The organism is Paenibacillus sp. FSL E2-0201, assembly GCF_037963325.1.
Taxonomy (GTDB): Bacteria; Bacillota; Bacilli; order Paenibacillales; family Paenibacillaceae; genus Paenibacillus_AQ.
The window spans coordinates 2,764,588-2,778,891 of sequence record NZ_CP150154.1; the positions used below are offsets into that span (position 1 = coordinate 2,764,588).

Annotated in this window: 14 protein-coding genes and 1 tRNA gene; 9 read left to right on the top strand and 6 right to left on the bottom strand. The window is 41.2% G+C overall.

Annotated elements, in window-relative coordinates:
* The first annotated feature begins 73 nt into the window (after positions 1 to 73).
* Positions 74 to 538: an NUDIX domain-containing protein gene (locus NSU15_RS12140; RefSeq protein ID WP_339290589.1), complete on the top strand. Its 465-nt coding sequence runs from the start codon at positions 74 to 76 to the stop codon at positions 536 to 538.
* An 852-nt stretch (positions 539 to 1,390) separates the two neighbouring features.
* Here the strand turns inward: NSU15_RS12140 and NSU15_RS12145 are convergent.
* The 3 genes from NSU15_RS12145 to NSU15_RS12155 all read right to left on the bottom strand — a co-directional run bounded on the left by NSU15_RS12145 (position 1,391) and on the right by NSU15_RS12155 (position 4,383).
* Entirely contained in the window at positions 1,391 to 2,611 is a 1,221-nt protein-coding gene (locus NSU15_RS12145) for an IS256 family transposase (protein WP_076119303.1), read from the bottom strand.
* A gap of 138 nt (positions 2,612 to 2,749) precedes the next feature.
* A protein-coding gene (locus tag NSU15_RS12150; RefSeq protein WP_339287280.1) for an IS3 family transposase occupies positions 2,750 to 4,101 on the bottom strand; the annotation gives its coding sequence in 2 pieces (ribosomal slippage) (positions 2,750 to 3,645 and positions 3,645 to 4,101; 1,353 coding nt in all).
* Positions 4,102 to 4,242: 141 nt separating this feature from the next.
* Positions 4,243 to 4,383 carry a hypothetical protein gene (locus NSU15_RS12155; RefSeq protein WP_339290591.1) on the bottom strand — a complete coding sequence of 47 codons (141 nt, stop codon included), beginning with the start codon at positions 4,381 to 4,383 and terminating at the stop codon, positions 4,243 to 4,245.
* Positions 4,384 to 4,854: 471 nt separating this feature from the next.
* Between NSU15_RS12155 and NSU15_RS12160 the strand changes: the two genes are divergently transcribed.
* From NSU15_RS12160 to NSU15_RS12195, 8 genes are all read left to right on the top strand, one after another.
* Positions 4,855 to 6,840 (top strand): AraC family transcriptional regulator, encoded by a 1,986-nt coding sequence (locus NSU15_RS12160; protein WP_339290592.1) that lies wholly within the window; start codon positions 4,855 to 4,857, stop codon positions 6,838 to 6,840.
* Complete coding sequence (locus tag NSU15_RS12165; protein ID WP_339290593.1) at positions 6,827 to 7,876, top strand: iron ABC transporter permease; 1,050 nt, start codon at positions 6,827 to 6,829, stop codon at positions 7,874 to 7,876. Before NSU15_RS12160 ends, NSU15_RS12165 begins: the two co-directional genes overlap by 14 nt.
* A complete protein-coding gene (locus tag NSU15_RS12170) occupies positions 7,873 to 8,880 on the top strand; it encodes an iron ABC transporter permease (RefSeq protein ID WP_339290595.1) in 1,008 nt (335 codons plus the stop codon). The genes NSU15_RS12165 and NSU15_RS12170 overlap by 4 nt, the downstream gene beginning before the upstream one ends.
* A 274-nt stretch (positions 8,881 to 9,154) precedes the next feature.
* Positions 9,155 to 9,322: a hypothetical protein gene (locus NSU15_RS12175; RefSeq protein WP_339290597.1), complete on the top strand. Its 168-nt coding sequence runs from the start codon at positions 9,155 to 9,157 to the stop codon at positions 9,320 to 9,322.
* A gap of 110 nt (positions 9,323 to 9,432) precedes the next feature.
* Positions 9,433 to 9,579: a helix-turn-helix domain-containing protein gene (locus tag NSU15_RS12180; protein WP_339290599.1), complete on the top strand. Its 147-nt coding sequence runs from the start codon at positions 9,433 to 9,435 to the stop codon at positions 9,577 to 9,579.
* A 413-nt stretch (positions 9,580 to 9,992) separates the two neighbouring features.
* Entirely contained in the window at positions 9,993 to 10,970 is a 978-nt protein-coding gene (locus NSU15_RS12185) for a phosphotransferase (protein ID WP_339290601.1), read from the top strand.
* Between the two features lie 341 nt (positions 10,971 to 11,311).
* A complete protein-coding gene (gene mauJ, locus NSU15_RS12190) occupies positions 11,312 to 11,677 on the top strand; it encodes a methylamine utilization protein MauJ (protein ID WP_339291330.1) in 366 nt (121 codons plus the stop codon).
* 165 nt (positions 11,678 to 11,842) lie between these two features.
* Positions 11,843 to 12,130: a hypothetical protein gene (locus NSU15_RS12195; protein ID WP_339290603.1), complete on the top strand. Its 288-nt coding sequence runs from the start codon at positions 11,843 to 11,845 to the stop codon at positions 12,128 to 12,130.
* Positions 12,131 to 12,473: 343 nt separating this feature from the next.
* Here NSU15_RS12195 and NSU15_RS12200 read toward each other — a convergent pair.
* The 3 genes from NSU15_RS12200 to NSU15_RS12210 all read right to left on the bottom strand — a co-directional run bounded on the left by NSU15_RS12200 (position 12,474) and on the right by NSU15_RS12210 (position 14,274).
* A tRNA-Val gene (locus NSU15_RS12200) sits at positions 12,474 to 12,545 on the bottom strand.
* Positions 12,546 to 12,677: 132 nt separating this feature from the next.
* On the bottom strand, positions 12,678 to 12,980 hold the full coding sequence (locus tag NSU15_RS12205) for a hypothetical protein (protein WP_042187286.1): 303 nt from the start codon (positions 12,978 to 12,980) through the stop codon (positions 12,678 to 12,680).
* A gap of 130 nt (positions 12,981 to 13,110) precedes the next feature.
* Positions 13,111 to 14,274 carry a copper amine oxidase N-terminal domain-containing protein gene (locus tag NSU15_RS12210; RefSeq protein ID WP_339290605.1) on the bottom strand — a complete coding sequence of 388 codons (1,164 nt, stop codon included), beginning with the start codon at positions 14,272 to 14,274 and terminating at the stop codon, positions 13,111 to 13,113.
* Between the last annotated feature and the right edge of the window lie 30 nt (positions 14,275 to 14,304).

A 14,304-nucleotide genomic window follows, 5' to 3' on the forward strand; every position in this document is an offset into this window, starting at 1 on the left:
CTGAGCAAGTATTTGATCAATGATCAAGTACTTTTTTATTTTTCGTTTATGAGAAGCTAAATGGGGGGACACGATGAGGAAAGGGAAACCGATTAGAAAGAAGGTATACGGATTTATTTTGCAAGACAATGAAGTTGGAGAAAAGACCTTATTAGTTTATCTTAATGTACTAGAAGTACCCTTTAGATTGGTAGGTGGAAATGTCGATGCCGGAGAAACAGAAGAAGAAGCGTTATTCAGAGAAATTCAAGAAGAAAGTGGACTTAAACAATTTAAATTAGTCAAGAAAATAGGAACACAATATTATTATAAGGATTATATAGATGCTAATGTTGAAAGACATGACTATCTTCTGATTCCAGAAACAAGATTACCTGAAAAGTGGAGATTTACTGGAGCGGGTGAAGGAGAGGACTGTGGAACTGTTTTTAACTACCAGTGGATAAAACAAGATGAAATATACTTATTAGATAAAGAGTTTAGTGAATATATGTCGGAAAAATATATACAAGAATTGTTTGGTGATAGATATGAATAATCGTAAAATCTTCTCATTTCTTCCTTTGATCATTTTTTTATTTAGTCACAATCCCGAAAGGAATATTTAAGTTGATTAATATAAATGAGGAGTACTTTATTTCCTATAATAGTAGAATAGGGCAAAAGCCTTTTTTAACTTCAATAGAACCAAGTGCTAAATGATAATTAGCAGATTCGACAAAGCATAAAATTGGTGGGATTTCTTTGCGTCTTTGAAATGTCTTGTAAAAGACTCTGATGAAAAAACTAATTAATTCTACCAGATATAGGAATGTCAATCTATGTAATGATGAAACCATTATATTGGATATTCGTATTCCTATAAAATGATGTTGAAAGGTCGTGTGCGTGATGGATAACGGGTATTTTGTTGGATGGGGTACATTAGCATTAATAAATGCCGGGTTAGCGCAAGGTAAGAATAGGAGTGGATTAAACTGGTTTTTAATTTCATTGCTTTGTGGCCCATTGGCTACATTTTTTCTTGTAATATCGAGTAAGCTGCAAATTCATTAGCCCATTATATTTTGGAAGGGGATTTTTTGCTGAAAGCACTAAGGTTGTTCGGTATTCTATTTAGTGCAGCAACAATCATTCCGGCAATACTATTTTTCCGTGGTCAGGATCAAGTGATCATGTCTTGGACAATGATAGGGATGTGTGGAGCTCTGATTTTTAATGGAGGAGTTACCTATTTTAAAACTAAAGATAAAATGGAGGCTCTGTCTTCGATTGTTGGGATGGTACTCTTAATAATCTCGCTTACTAAATTTCCATTTTGTTGGGGTCTGTCAATAATTTTGTGTAAACTCTTTTAAGCACAGATTCCCCCGAGGGGGAAGTCGCGAATTTAACGCAAGTGTTGACCGACCCGATCGGGGAAAAAGACCGACAGCTGGAGCAGCATTTGCCCCCAGTTTTGGACACGTCCTGTCCATTTCCGAGTGACGTCGACGGTGGCCAGATAGAGCATTTTTAGTAGCGCCTCATCTGTGGGAAAGATGCTTTTTCCCTTCGTCACTTTACGAAGCTGACGGTGGTAACTCTCAATCATATTGGTGGTGTAAATCAGTTTGCGGATCTCAGGCGGGTACTTGAAAAAGGTAGCGAGTTCGTCCCAATTGGTCCGCCAGGAACGGATAATGAGGGGATATTTCGCTCCCCAAACTTCCTCGAAACGGTCGAGTTCAAGCAAGGCACCTTCCTCGGTAGCTGCCTTGTAAATAGGCTTTAAGTCGGCTGTTACCTTCTTAATATCCTTGTACGACACGTACCGTGTGGAGCTGCGGATTTGGTGAATAATACACTTCTGGATTTCCGTTTGAGGATAGCAGGCGGCAATCGCTTGAGAGAATCCGGACAGGTTATCCACGCAGATAATGAGAATGTCCTGAACCCCGCGATTCTTCAGTTCATTCAGCACACTCAGCCAGAACTTGGAGGACTCATTCTCACCAATCCACATCCCCAGCACGTCTTTGTTTCCGTCCAGATCAATGCCAATGACCATGTAGGCAGCCTTATTGATAATGGCCCCATCTTGCTTGACTTTGAAGTGGATCGCATCCAAATAGACGACGGCATAGACCCCTTGCAGAGGCCGGTTCTGCCATTCTTTAATGAGAGGCACAATCTTGTTCGTGACATTGGAAATGAGCGTTGGAGATACCTCAATACCATACATCTGCCCTAAATGGTCCTGAATTTCTCGGGTGCTAATCCCTTTCGCATACAGCGCAATAATTTGTTCTTCGATGCCCGTTACATTCGACTGATGCTTCTTGACGACCAAGGGCTCAAACTCGCCCAACCGATCCCGAGGAATAGCGATTTCCTGCTCACCATACTCACTGACTACGGTTTTACGGCTCTTTCCGTTACGGCTGTTTGGCGTGAGCTTCGCTTTCACCTCATGCTTTCCATAGCCCAAATGAGTATCCATTTCGGCTTCCAGCATCTCCTGAATCGTCTCCGCAAACAGCTCTTTTAGAGCATTCTGCGCATCCTGTGCGCTTACCAAATTGTTTTCCTTAATAAATTCCCGTAACTGCTGTTTTGTCCAAAGTCCCATGTGTTCTCCCCAACCTTTCTCTTACTTCCATTTTAATGGGTTTGAGAGTTTACACAATATATTTTACAGACTCTTTTGTTGATAAAATACCCCATCACCTATAATGAACTGACCCCAAAAACTTGGATATTTAGTGTATTAAGCTGCCTCCAAGGACTGTAGCCGGTATTCTACCGGAGACAGTCCTTGGAGCTTTTCTTTGGTTCTTCGGTGGTTGTAATAATGCATGTATTCATGAAGTTGCTCGATGAAGTCTTCCATAGACTCGAAAGTTTGAATATATAAAAGCTCTGTTTTTAGGATTCCGAAGAAGTTTTCTATGACGGAATTATCCAGACAGTTCCCCTTTCGGGACATGCTTTGAGCGATCCCGTTTTTCGCAAGGCGGTGCTGGTACTGCTTCTGTTGGTATTGCCATCCTTGATCAGAATGAAGGATGAGCTCATGTACCTCTGGGAGCGTCTTGCACGCCTCTCCGAGCATATCCATAACCATGGAAAAGGTTGGCCTAGGGGAGAGAGTGTAGCTGATGATTTCCCGGTTATACAGGTCCATGATGGGCGAAAGGTATAGTTTCCTGCCGAAGAGATGGAACTCAGTTACATCCGTTACCCACTTCTGATTTGGAGCATCTGCCTTAAAATTTCTTTTCAAGAGATTTGGTGCAATCTTTCCGGGTTCCCCTTTATACGAACGATACTTTTTCCTACGAACCATACAATGAAGTCCAAGTTCCTTCATTAACCGCTGGACGGTTTTATGATTGACACGGATTGTTTTACGGACTTCTCGGGTCAACGTGCGATAACCGGCTCGGCGTTTTAGTTCACCATTAAATAGACGTTCCATCTCCGCCTTAACTTCACTGTATTTGTCTGGCTTCTCCCACGTCTTAACATGATAGTAATAGGTACTGCGGGGAATCCCTGCGATTTTGACAAGCTCTTTCACGTTGTATTCCTGCCTTAGCTCGTATATTACATGAGCTTTGTCGTCGTTCGTGATGCGTTTTTCTCCTGAACTAAGGCATTCAATTTTTTTAGGTAAGCGAGCTCCATTCGCAGGGTTTGATTCTCCTTGATTAACGCTTCTATGGACCCTGTAGGGGGTTCTATTTCTATCTGAACCTCTTTATTGGCAACACGACCTCGACGCTCCACATAGAGCCCAGGAGCCCCCTCTTTCAGATATATCTGTTCCCACTTACGGACGGATCTGTCTGGTACGTCATGCTTCTTAGCGGCTGCCTTATAACTCAAACGGTTATTGCGCATGTCTTCGACGATGCTTTGCTTCTGCTCTCCAGAGTAGGTCCTCTTGGTATTTTTTACAGCTATCCCCTCAGCACCATGCTTGGAGTATGCAGCAACCCATTCATTTACTGTGGTGTGACTCATTCCATGTTTACGCGCTGCCTCATTCTCTGATAGCCCATTTTCCAGCACATCCTTGACCACTTTCAACCTTGTATTTCCATTAAATTTCACCATATAAAAAGAACTGCCCCCGTTTCAACTGGACTATTATAACATGTGTCCAAGTTTTGGGGAGCAGTTCATAAAGGTCGGTGGGGCTTTTTTACGTTTTATCTCTTTTTCAATCAAGTTATAGTAGGTTGCTGCAGGTAATGCTTATTTCTTTTTCTTCTTTGTGGGTCCGATCTGGCGTCTTACTTTATTGTTCTCGTCAACCTCAATAATATAAATGTCTTTCAATGTACCGGAAAGAGTAAACCATTCACGTAGAGCATCAGCCTCAGTCATTGGTCCCAATATTCGTTTCCCCCTATAACATATAAAAAACACTCTTACTCCTTAGTGAGTTTGCGAGAATGTAATAATCCTCAAAACGATACTCAATAACGATTTTCAGTGAGTTTTATTATTTTATATTAATGCTAAATTATAGGAGATGCAATGTTGAGAGATTGTTCCTGTTTATTTCAAGTAACATTTGAGGTCATCCAAGAAGGTTATTGGAAAGGTTGGGGACGCCTTAGACATTGGTTTTAGTAGGTGTTTATTTTGCTTGTATGTTGTTAGTTATTAATTGCTTAGGGTCATAGATCCATGGCGAAGTTATTTTTGACTTTTCGAAGTTCATGCGAAGCTATCAGCAAGCACGATACTAAACAGCGATTGACAAAATAGAAGAGCTGCCTAATACTAATTGATAATCATTATCAATGTTTAAAATGTAATTAACTTAAATAGATTGCGTAACGGATCGGAGTGAAATGCAAGATGAAGTTGGAAGATCATATTGCCGCATGGAATTATGCAGCCGTTAAAGTGTTGGATATTAGACATGCTGTGATGGAGCCTGGGGACAAGCTGCAAGGCTATATATTACCTGCATGTGGATTTATCTACTGTGTGCGGGGTACGGCCAGGTTGAATCTCAACGGTATAGATTACGACACAGACCGTCATTTTATTGTGCATGGTGGCAAGGGTATGAGACTAAGCATAGAGGCAGGGAAGATTTTTGAATACTATCTATTATTCTATAGAGCCTCCTTACCAGGAAGAAAGGATTTAGCAAGACTTTTAGAACGAAGCAATCCATTTCGAATGCAGTATGGCTTCGAGTCTTTAGAGCCATTGCCACTTCACTATCAACTAATGGCAATGGAACAACTCTGGGCACAAGGAAGTTTATTGGAAAGAATTCAAGTTAAAGGCTTGTTCTATCAGTTTATACATGAATTATTGAAGCAGTTTACAATGGATGGAAATAACCTTAGGCAACCGGATGTCATTGGACAGGTTGTCCGTTATATTGAAGTGCATTATCGTCACAATTTATCACTAGAGTCTATAGCGGAGCAATTTAATTATAGCCCTCGTCATTTATCAACGCGTTTTAAAGGGGAGACGGGGTTCAGCTTGATCGAATATTTGATACGATACCGGCTTGAACATGCAGAAGAGCTATTACGATGTACCGATGCTCCACTTCGCGATATTGCAGAAGAAGTTGGATATAGCGATGTATATTACTTCAGTCGTATGTTTAGTAAATATAATGGTCAATCTCCCATCCGATTCCGCAAGGAAAGCAGGCAGGTGAGCTCATCGGAGAATCGTCCATTTACCACCGCCAGATTCTCCATTGGCCAGAACATATCCTCCCGATATAATGTTGTTGAATATGATAATCATTATCAATACTATTATCATAATAAAATAACCGGAGGGTCTTCACCAATGCGAATAACAAAGACATCAAGTTTTATTGTAGCGATGCTGCTTAGCTTTACCTTGCTTTTAAGTGCATGCGGATCTGCAAACGTTGGTTCTACTGCCACGAATTCTAAGGGATCCAAAGCTTCTGAAGTTACATCATCATCAGCCAATAATTCAATTGTAACTGACAATAGCAATAAAGAGGCTCAGACAAGAACTATCTCTACGGTAAAGGGAGATATTGTCGTTCCAGCTAATCCAGAGAGGATAGTCGTGTTATACCTTCAAGGGGATCTTGTTGCCCTCGGCATTAAGCCAGTAGGTACTTCAAGTGTCTTTGAAGGAGCAGCCTTTGCAGAAGAGCTGGGAGGTATTGAAGATCTTGGTTCATGGTATGAGCCTAATCCAGAGGCTAATATGGCAGTAAAGCCGGACTTGATCATAGCTGCTTCTGAAGAAACTTACGAAATCCTTAAGGATATTGCACCGACTATTCCAATTCCTTTTGAAAAAATGGCGACGGACGAACGTATAATGAAGATTGGCGAGGTATTTGGCAAGGAGAAGGAGGCACAAGCTTTATTAGATAATTTCCACGAGAAGTTGGAGAAAAGTAAGCAGAAGCTTGATGAACTTGGAATTTTAGATAAGACGGTAACCATTATCGAGGGCGGTAAAAAAGAGATGGCGGTGATCGATAGCAAGCTTTACGGAAGAGGCTCTCAGATTATTTATGAATATTTAGGACTAAAAGCACCAGAGATTCTTCAGAAGAAGATTGATGGCAGGGAGAAGGCTACTGGAGGGTTTGTCTCCTTAGAAGTGTTACCTGAGTATATAGGAGACTTCGTGTTCCGCTCTGTATGGGATGGGGCTGATGATTTGTCGGACAACCCCATTTGGAACAGCATTCCAGCAATCAAAGAAGGTAGATTGATCGAAGTTGGGTTTGATTTTTCATATTATTCCGATATCTACTCTCTTGATAAGCAGCTAGATTTTGTAGTTGAGAAGCTAGTGTCAGCGTATGAAAAAAAATAGAAAGCTAGATGATAGCACAGCTGTTATCCCTAATTTAAGAGGGAAATCGTATTTCGGTCTGTTTCTACTCCTAGGGATACTGCTGCTGCTGCTTTCAGTAGCGGCTTCTATCTCTTTTGGCTCTGCTTCCATGAGCCTGAAGATGGCATGGACAGCGATTTTTAATTTTGATCCTGAACTGACCGAGCATCAGATTATTCATGCCCTTCGTATTCCGCGTACAGCTGCTGATATTATTGCGGGTATGTGTCTCGCGGTAGCAGGAGCGGTTATGCAGGGCTATACGCGAAATCCCTTAGCCGATTCGGGATTAATGGGAGTAAATGCTGGAGCAGCGCTTGCAATGGCCGTTACATTAGTTTTCCTTCCAGGGCAACTGCAGACAACTACCTTGCTGGTTAGCTTTAGTGGCGCAGGACTTGGAGCAGGATTAACATATCTTGCCGCTTCATTGAATCGTTCAGGAATGACACCTCAACGACTGGTGCTAGCTGGAATATCAATTACAATGCTTTTTGGAGCTGTGGGGTCATTTATCTCATTAAACTATGGAATTGGTCGTGCCCTTGCTTATTGGACTTCGGGAAGTGTGGCTGGAGCAACATGGGTGGAAATTAGGCTAGTTATACCTTGGTTCTTAGGTGGACTGGCTTTGTCACTATTCATTGCACGCTCTATCACCGTTTTAAACTTGGGGGAAGAGATCGCGAAAGGCTTCGGGCAACGGATCGTTCTCGTTAAGATGATAGCTACGCTTGCGGTCCTTTTACTAGCGGGTGTAGCTGTTGCACTTGTAGGGCCAATCGGCTTTGTAGGGTTGATTATTCCGCATATTATGCGTTTTTTTGTAGGTGTAGATTATCGTTATATTATTCCAGCATCAGCCATTTACGGCGGCGCACTTATGGTTGTAGCGGATATCGCAGGAAGGGTGATTAATCGTCCGGCAGAGACAGCACTGGGCATTATTTTTGCAATGATTGGTGTTCCTTTCTTCTTGCTAATTGCGAGCAAAGAGAGGAGAGCCTTCAAATGAATGTTGTTAAATCGCATAAGGCTACAATATGGATTCTATCTCTCATAATACTGCTTATTGCAGGAGCTATTCTTAGTCTTAATATGGGAAAGGTGTCCCTCAATCCACTTGAAGTATTTCAAGTATTGCTTGGACAAGGTCCAGAGGAACATAATCTCGTTGTTTATAAGTTTCGTCTTCCTCGGATCGTATTAGCGATACTTGTTGGATTTGGGATGGCTCTGGCAGGTGCAGTTATGCAGGCGTTGCTGCGCAATGATCTGGCTGATCCCGGCATGCTTGGTACTAGCTCAGGTTCAGGTCTTATGGTGTTGCTGATTATCTCAACGGTAAGCATTCAAGGCACCGCTATAACATTATTACTGCCGTCTATGGCATTCTTAGGTGGTCTGCTGGCAGCAGCTCTGATCTATATTCTAGCCTATAGAAAACGTCGTATGATTTCTTCTACACGACTTGTCTTGACTGGTGTTGCGATCAATATGGGGTTTAGTGCACTGTCGTTATTCCTAACTTTAAAGCTTGATGACCAGAAGTATGAGTTTGCGCAGCGTTGGCAAGCAGGATACTTATGGGGGGACAAGTGGTCTTATATCAGCTTGCTGGCACCTTGGGTATTGCTGTTATTCGCATATATTATTTCCAATTTCAGGACATTGAACGTCTTAGTGCTAGGCAACGAAATTTCGATAGGATTAGGAGTCGCTGTAAAGAAGAAATTTTTGCGTCTGGCGATTGCGGCTGTAGGCATTGCTTCTGGCTGTGTAGCGCTCGGGGGCTCGATCTTCTTTATTGGATTGATTAGTCCGCATGTGGCGCGCAAGCTGGTAGGTCACGACTACAAAGTACTTCTACCAACTTCAGCACTTATTGGTGCGCTATTGCTGCTTATAGCGGATACGATTGCTCGAACGGTCAGCTTTAAGTCGGATATTCCCGCAGGGATTATTGTAACAATGCTGAGTGTGCCTTACTTCCTATATTTATTGATGCGTTCAAAATAAATATCAGAGTTCTTTCCAACGTATAAAAAAGTCTTCTTTGTGGGTTTTGGTGCGAGCCCTTGCGATGTTTTTGAAAAAACAAAAAAACCGCGAATATCCTTGATTATACAAGGCTTTTCGCGGTTTTTAAATTTCTCCTCTTGGACTTATCTTCTGCTATCAAGCAACCCCAATGCTTGGTGTACTAAGTAGAATTATGACTGAGTGTGAGTAGAACAGTGTCGCAGTAGACGCATACGGCGTAACTAAATTCAAATATGAAAGGTTGATAAAAATGGAAAAATTAACGAATGAGCAAGTTGAAAAGATGGTAACGGAGTATTCGCGAGGCATGGAGTTCCGGGGGTATACTGCCGAGGAGATTTTCCGACTTGGGATGCTGAAAGCACTGGAGATTGCCGGAATCGACATTCCTGAAATCGTTCATCCAGATAATGCGTAGTTCGAAGATATAGCGACACAACAAGAAGACGGTGAACAGGAAGAACAACAGGAACCAGATGAAGAGAACGGTTATAAATCTAGTATCGAGAAGGAGGAAGAGAAGGGGGATTGAACAATTATGACATCCAACAAATGCTTGGTATAGGTGAACGTCAAAAATATGAACTATTAAACTCGGGTCATTTTGATATGGTGCGGGTCGGAAAGATGATAAAAGTATCCAAGGATGTATTTCTTAAATGGTTACAGGGATAAAAAAGTGGTGCCGATTACGGCACCACTTTTTCTTTAGTCTACTACAGGGCACCATAATGGCACCAATTCTTATTTCACTCAGAACATAAATATCCCTAAACAAAAGAAAAAGCCTATAGGGTGCGACATTCTGTGATGCACCGTGGTGGTCGGAGTCAGACTAACGGTTGGGCTTATGGCACGATAGCTTGTCGACCTTCTTCGCCAGCCGTACAAACAGTATAGTCATATTATCCATTTTCATCCTCTGTGGTGCAGTGCCGATCTTGCGCTGCATGGATGGCTAACGGGCAGGTTACCTTAACAAACTAAATGATGGATAAAATATAAATATAAGAGTTCTCTCCCAAACTATTGGAAAATATTATGGTACGATGTCCTTATTCGGTTGTTTCAAGTGGAGGGAAGATACCGTGCTAAATACTCAGGATATTGCAATAGAAGCATTAACTTGTTATTCAATTACTTATCAATCAATAGCTCATATTGGCCAAAATGCGAACACCATCTATAAAGTGACTGATAAGGAAAGTAACTGCTATAGTTTACGCATACATCTATCAAAAAATGATTCGATGGAAAGTATTTGGTCTGAAGAAAAAGTCATCCATTCAGAAATGCTTTGGCTGGAATCATTAACTAATGATACAGATCTGGTGTTGCCATCACCTATAAAAAATAACATTGGTGAATATGTTACTAAGATAGCTGACATAAACTGTACATTGGTAAAATGGGTAGATGGTGAGCAAAAACAATTTGTTCCAACAGTCAATGATGCCGAGTGCGTAGGCGAATTGATCGGAAAGCTTCATAAACAATCATCTTTTTGGAAAATTCCGTCATCATTTACTCGACCGTCCTTTGATAATTCTAGAATTTCACAATCATTAGAAAAGCTCAAACAGCTTGCTAACGGTGGTGAGCTCAATAAAAATGATGTGGAAATTCTGCAATTGGCCGGAGAGTGTGCAATTTTAATGATGAACGACATAGAAAGAACACCTGACAATTGGGGGATAATTCACGCAGATTTGATTCCAAGTAATTTTGTGTTTCATGAACAAGTAGCTAGAGCCATTGATTTTGGAGCTTGCGGGTTCGGATATTATTTATTCGATTTAGGTTGGACACTTTCTTATATCCACCCAGCGTTCAGAAGCCAGTTACTAGAATCATACGCAAAACAATTCGACCTGCCTCATAACTATGTTCAACAATTGGAAGGCTTCTTTGTAGCAGCCCAACTCGAAACAATGAATTTTTGGCTTGGGTTGCCTGAATCAAATGAGTGGTTACCCAGTCACATTAGTAAATTAGCAAGTCGGGAATTTAAGTTATATGTAAATAAAGAAGAATTTCTCTTTAGTGGTACTCCTTACTGGGAGTAGTTTGTTCAACTCCCATGGAAGAACGCATTTTCTTCCATCATCTGTGGTGCGGCGCTTGCGCTGCATGTATGACTAACGGAGAACGATAGTGGAATAGGGTTGCTTCGGCAGCCGTTTTTTATTTGTTCAACGACGGGCAGGATAGTTTAATTGTTTCTCGAATAGATTTCGAAATAGAGTTTTTACGAACCTCTCGTGAATAATACGTTATATGAAAGAAATGAAATGAGGTATTTATCCAATTTTCAAGAAATAGTAACGTAAAGAGATACATAGAACGGCAAGAATTTATAAGGGCTTTTGAAGAAGCACTATCTCTTTCGCAACACCATCCAACTTTTCTGAAAGCGTATGGCTGGTATAGAAAAGGCATTACTTCTGAAGATGCTTTTGATTCATTTCTCGCATTGTGGAATTCAATAGAAATAGTGACTTCTAAGTATCACCCTAGAACTGAAAGAGCAAAGAACGGTTCGAAATCACAGATTTGGGAATCATTTATATCAGTTTGGGGCGAATGCCAGGATTGGCCATTGATGATTAGAGGCAATAATCAGTGGATAGATCAGAACTACTTGACTAGAAATAATATTGCTCATGGATTAGCAAACGTAAACATTGAGGAAATTGATGAAGTTATTTCAAGGCTTGCAACAATAAAAATGGTATCAATAATGTTCTTAAAAGCATGGAAACACAATTTGTAAGATTCATCGGAGGGTGATTTCTTTCATATAACATAATATATCAACGCTTAGGCTGTTCGACCTCAGTTAATAAGAGCATTTCGGGATTAAACTAACGGCGATCGAGAGGTTAATAAATATACTAGAGAATGATCTCTTGATTGACTGACTTTGGAGGGGGATGAAATGTCTTTACTTAACTGGAAATTTGATGATAAAGTTCAATGTTCTTCGAATGAGTGGAATTGGGTAGAGATCACCTTAATGCTTGTAGATGGCAGCAAGCGGTGGAGTATTTTATACACACCAGAAAGGTTGCATAATAGCCTTTCACGACCAAACATAGATCCACCAGGATTACATATTCCGCATATGATTATCGTTAGAAGTTACGAAATCGACGACATTGAAAGAATGTTACGCTACCTTGAAAGTGAGGGAGAGCTTCTCACCGCTTCCAAGCTTATAGAATAGAAATAAAAATCACCTTATCAGGTAACTCATGCAAGCGTGAGGTGAGACTATGAGGTTAGAAATTATTGTTGTATTCACAGTTATCAGATTGAGATTCGAACAATTAAAGCCGCTGCAATGAATAAAACATAGAAGCCGACCATAGGTCGGCTTTTTTATCTATTTGAATTTGATTTTTCCTAGTAGTTAATTCCGTTAAAAGAGCACATTCTCACCTGCAAAACAATTTTAAAAAACTATTCTTGACCAAATCTTGACCAAAGACCAGTTTTACTCCTCATGTCATACTCCGAATTATCCCTAAAAAAAAGAAAAAGCCTTATACAATAAGGCTTTCTACATATAGGACGGATGGGGTTCGAACCCATGACCCCTACCCTGTCAAGATAGTGCTCTCCCGCTGAGCTACCGTCCTGCGACGAATTTCATAATACCATACGATAGAGTAGGATGGCAATTCTTTTTTTACAATCTGTAGGGATGATAGTTTACATAGTCTTAAAAACAATAAGAAAAGGGGATGCCCCTAACATCCCCTCTCACCGTCTCAAATAAAGAACGGGAGTAGAAATATATCGCTTATACCGAAAAATGGGATGCGTCGTGGAAAGAAGCGACGTCTTGGGAAAAAGCCAGGCCGGAAGCCAAATTGTCTATACGCCGATTCGTGTGTAGGCATTCCGTTTAAACGTTCTACCATTTCGTTGCTTGGAACCGCAAGAGTAACATAGTTTTGATCTACATGGGCAATAAAGCCATCAAAGGACTGACCGTCAGTCGTTGTAATACCAACGTATTTGTTCATACAATTCCAACTGACCTGTTGATGTAAATTTGCATTTGTATCCATAAATAACCTCCTCAATTGAATAACCCTGATAATAGTCTATGGTTCGTAGCCTATAACGTTCACGGCGTTAGCCTAGAGGGCATCATATAATTCGGGCTATTTTGTGTGAGGAAGTTAAAATGAAGCGGAATCATTGTCCCAGCGTATAGATCAAGTCTTTCTTGCCCGTAAGCGGGGAGTCATTTAAAAAGTACAACTTATCGCCACTCCGTTTCACGAACTTCAAAGTATCTCCTTTGTAAGGAGTATCGTTATTTTCTGCGTACTTCTGATCCTTTGCAGTAAGCAGCTCCTCGTATAAAAGCGTTCGCTTTCCTGTTTTGCGGTCGATTAAGGTAAGCAATCCTTTTTGATTACCGCGGAGCAGAAGGATATCGTTATCAATAGCTTCTATATAGTAAGCATCATCTTCTTTGCCTCCCAGTTTCAATAGATCTAAAGTAGCTGTTATATTGCCCGTGCCATCCTGTACGAATCGTAAAGTGTTGCCATCATGCAATAGCAGATTGTCGTCAAACGGTTTGAGATCTGCATCTCCTCTGAACTGGTAGGCGAAAGTAGCTTTGCGAAGTAACGCGCCATTCTTGAATACGAGGGTGACAACACGTGTATTGATATGGGGTTCTCCAAAAGAGTCAGTAATCGTAATGACGAGCAGTCCACCCGGTGTTTTATCAATCTGCATTCCTGCCCAGTCAAAACTAGTTTGAAGTGAGGTGAGAAGAAGCACTTTATCCTTGCCTTGAGAGACATATAAGTCTCCATTAGCTTTAATTAGTGTATAAGTACGCCCGCCATAGGTTTCTGTAAATACGTTGTAGGTTTTTAGATCGCTCGCTAATAATGTATTAGTTTTGGGATCCAGATGGAGATTACTACCTTCGAATGCTTTAACGATAAAGCGAGCGGGTACATATATGCCGTCTTCTTTAGATTTGAAAGGGGAACCGCCTAGAGCTACGGTTTTCCCGTCAAGAACACCATTTTGACTCCCGATTCGAACCGCGAAGCTTTTGGTCCAGCCTTTGAACAATGCGCGTTCGCCGGACTTATCCCATTCCATCTTCAGACCCGCACTCTCAGCGATTCCTCGAACATCTACGTAGATTACTCCATTTTTGAGTACCGCCGGACCTCCTACGGTTCCACCAGGAATACCGAATTGATAGTAAACCTGCGAAGAGTTGGACGCAGAGGTGAGTGAGACCGTCTCGTGCTCGGAATTAGATTGCAGAGTACTTGCTGATGCTGAAGTAGGGAGAAGAAGCATAGAGAGCATTACAGCTGATAGCAATGATTTTAAGTATGTAGAGTTCATATTAGT

What these genes read in the sequence shown, in the direction of transcription:
- NSU15_RS12140 (WP_339290589.1), top strand. Translation starts at nt 74, where the DNA reads ATGAGGAAAGGGAAACCGATTAGAAAGAAGGTATACGGATTTATTTTG.
- NSU15_RS12145 (WP_076119303.1), bottom strand. Translation starts at nt 2,611, where the DNA reads ATGGGACTTTGGACAAAACAGCAGTTACGGGAATTTATTAAGGAAAAC.
- NSU15_RS12160 (WP_339290592.1), top strand. Translation starts at nt 4,855, where the DNA reads ATGAAGTTGGAAGATCATATTGCCGCATGGAATTATGCAGCCGTTAAA.
- NSU15_RS12165 (WP_339290593.1), top strand. Translation starts at nt 6,827, where the DNA reads ATGAAAAAAAATAGAAAGCTAGATGATAGCACAGCTGTTATCCCTAAT.
- NSU15_RS12170 (WP_339290595.1), top strand. Translation starts at nt 7,873, where the DNA reads ATGAATGTTGTTAAATCGCATAAGGCTACAATATGGATTCTATCTCTC.
- NSU15_RS12175 (WP_339290597.1), top strand. Translation starts at nt 9,155, where the DNA reads ATGGAAAAATTAACGAATGAGCAAGTTGAAAAGATGGTAACGGAGTAT.
- NSU15_RS12195 (WP_339290603.1), top strand. Translation starts at nt 11,843, where the DNA reads ATGTCTTTACTTAACTGGAAATTTGATGATAAAGTTCAATGTTCTTCG.
- NSU15_RS12205 (WP_042187286.1), bottom strand. Translation starts at nt 12,980, where the DNA reads ATGGATACAAATGCAAATTTACATCAACAGGTCAGTTGGAATTGTATG.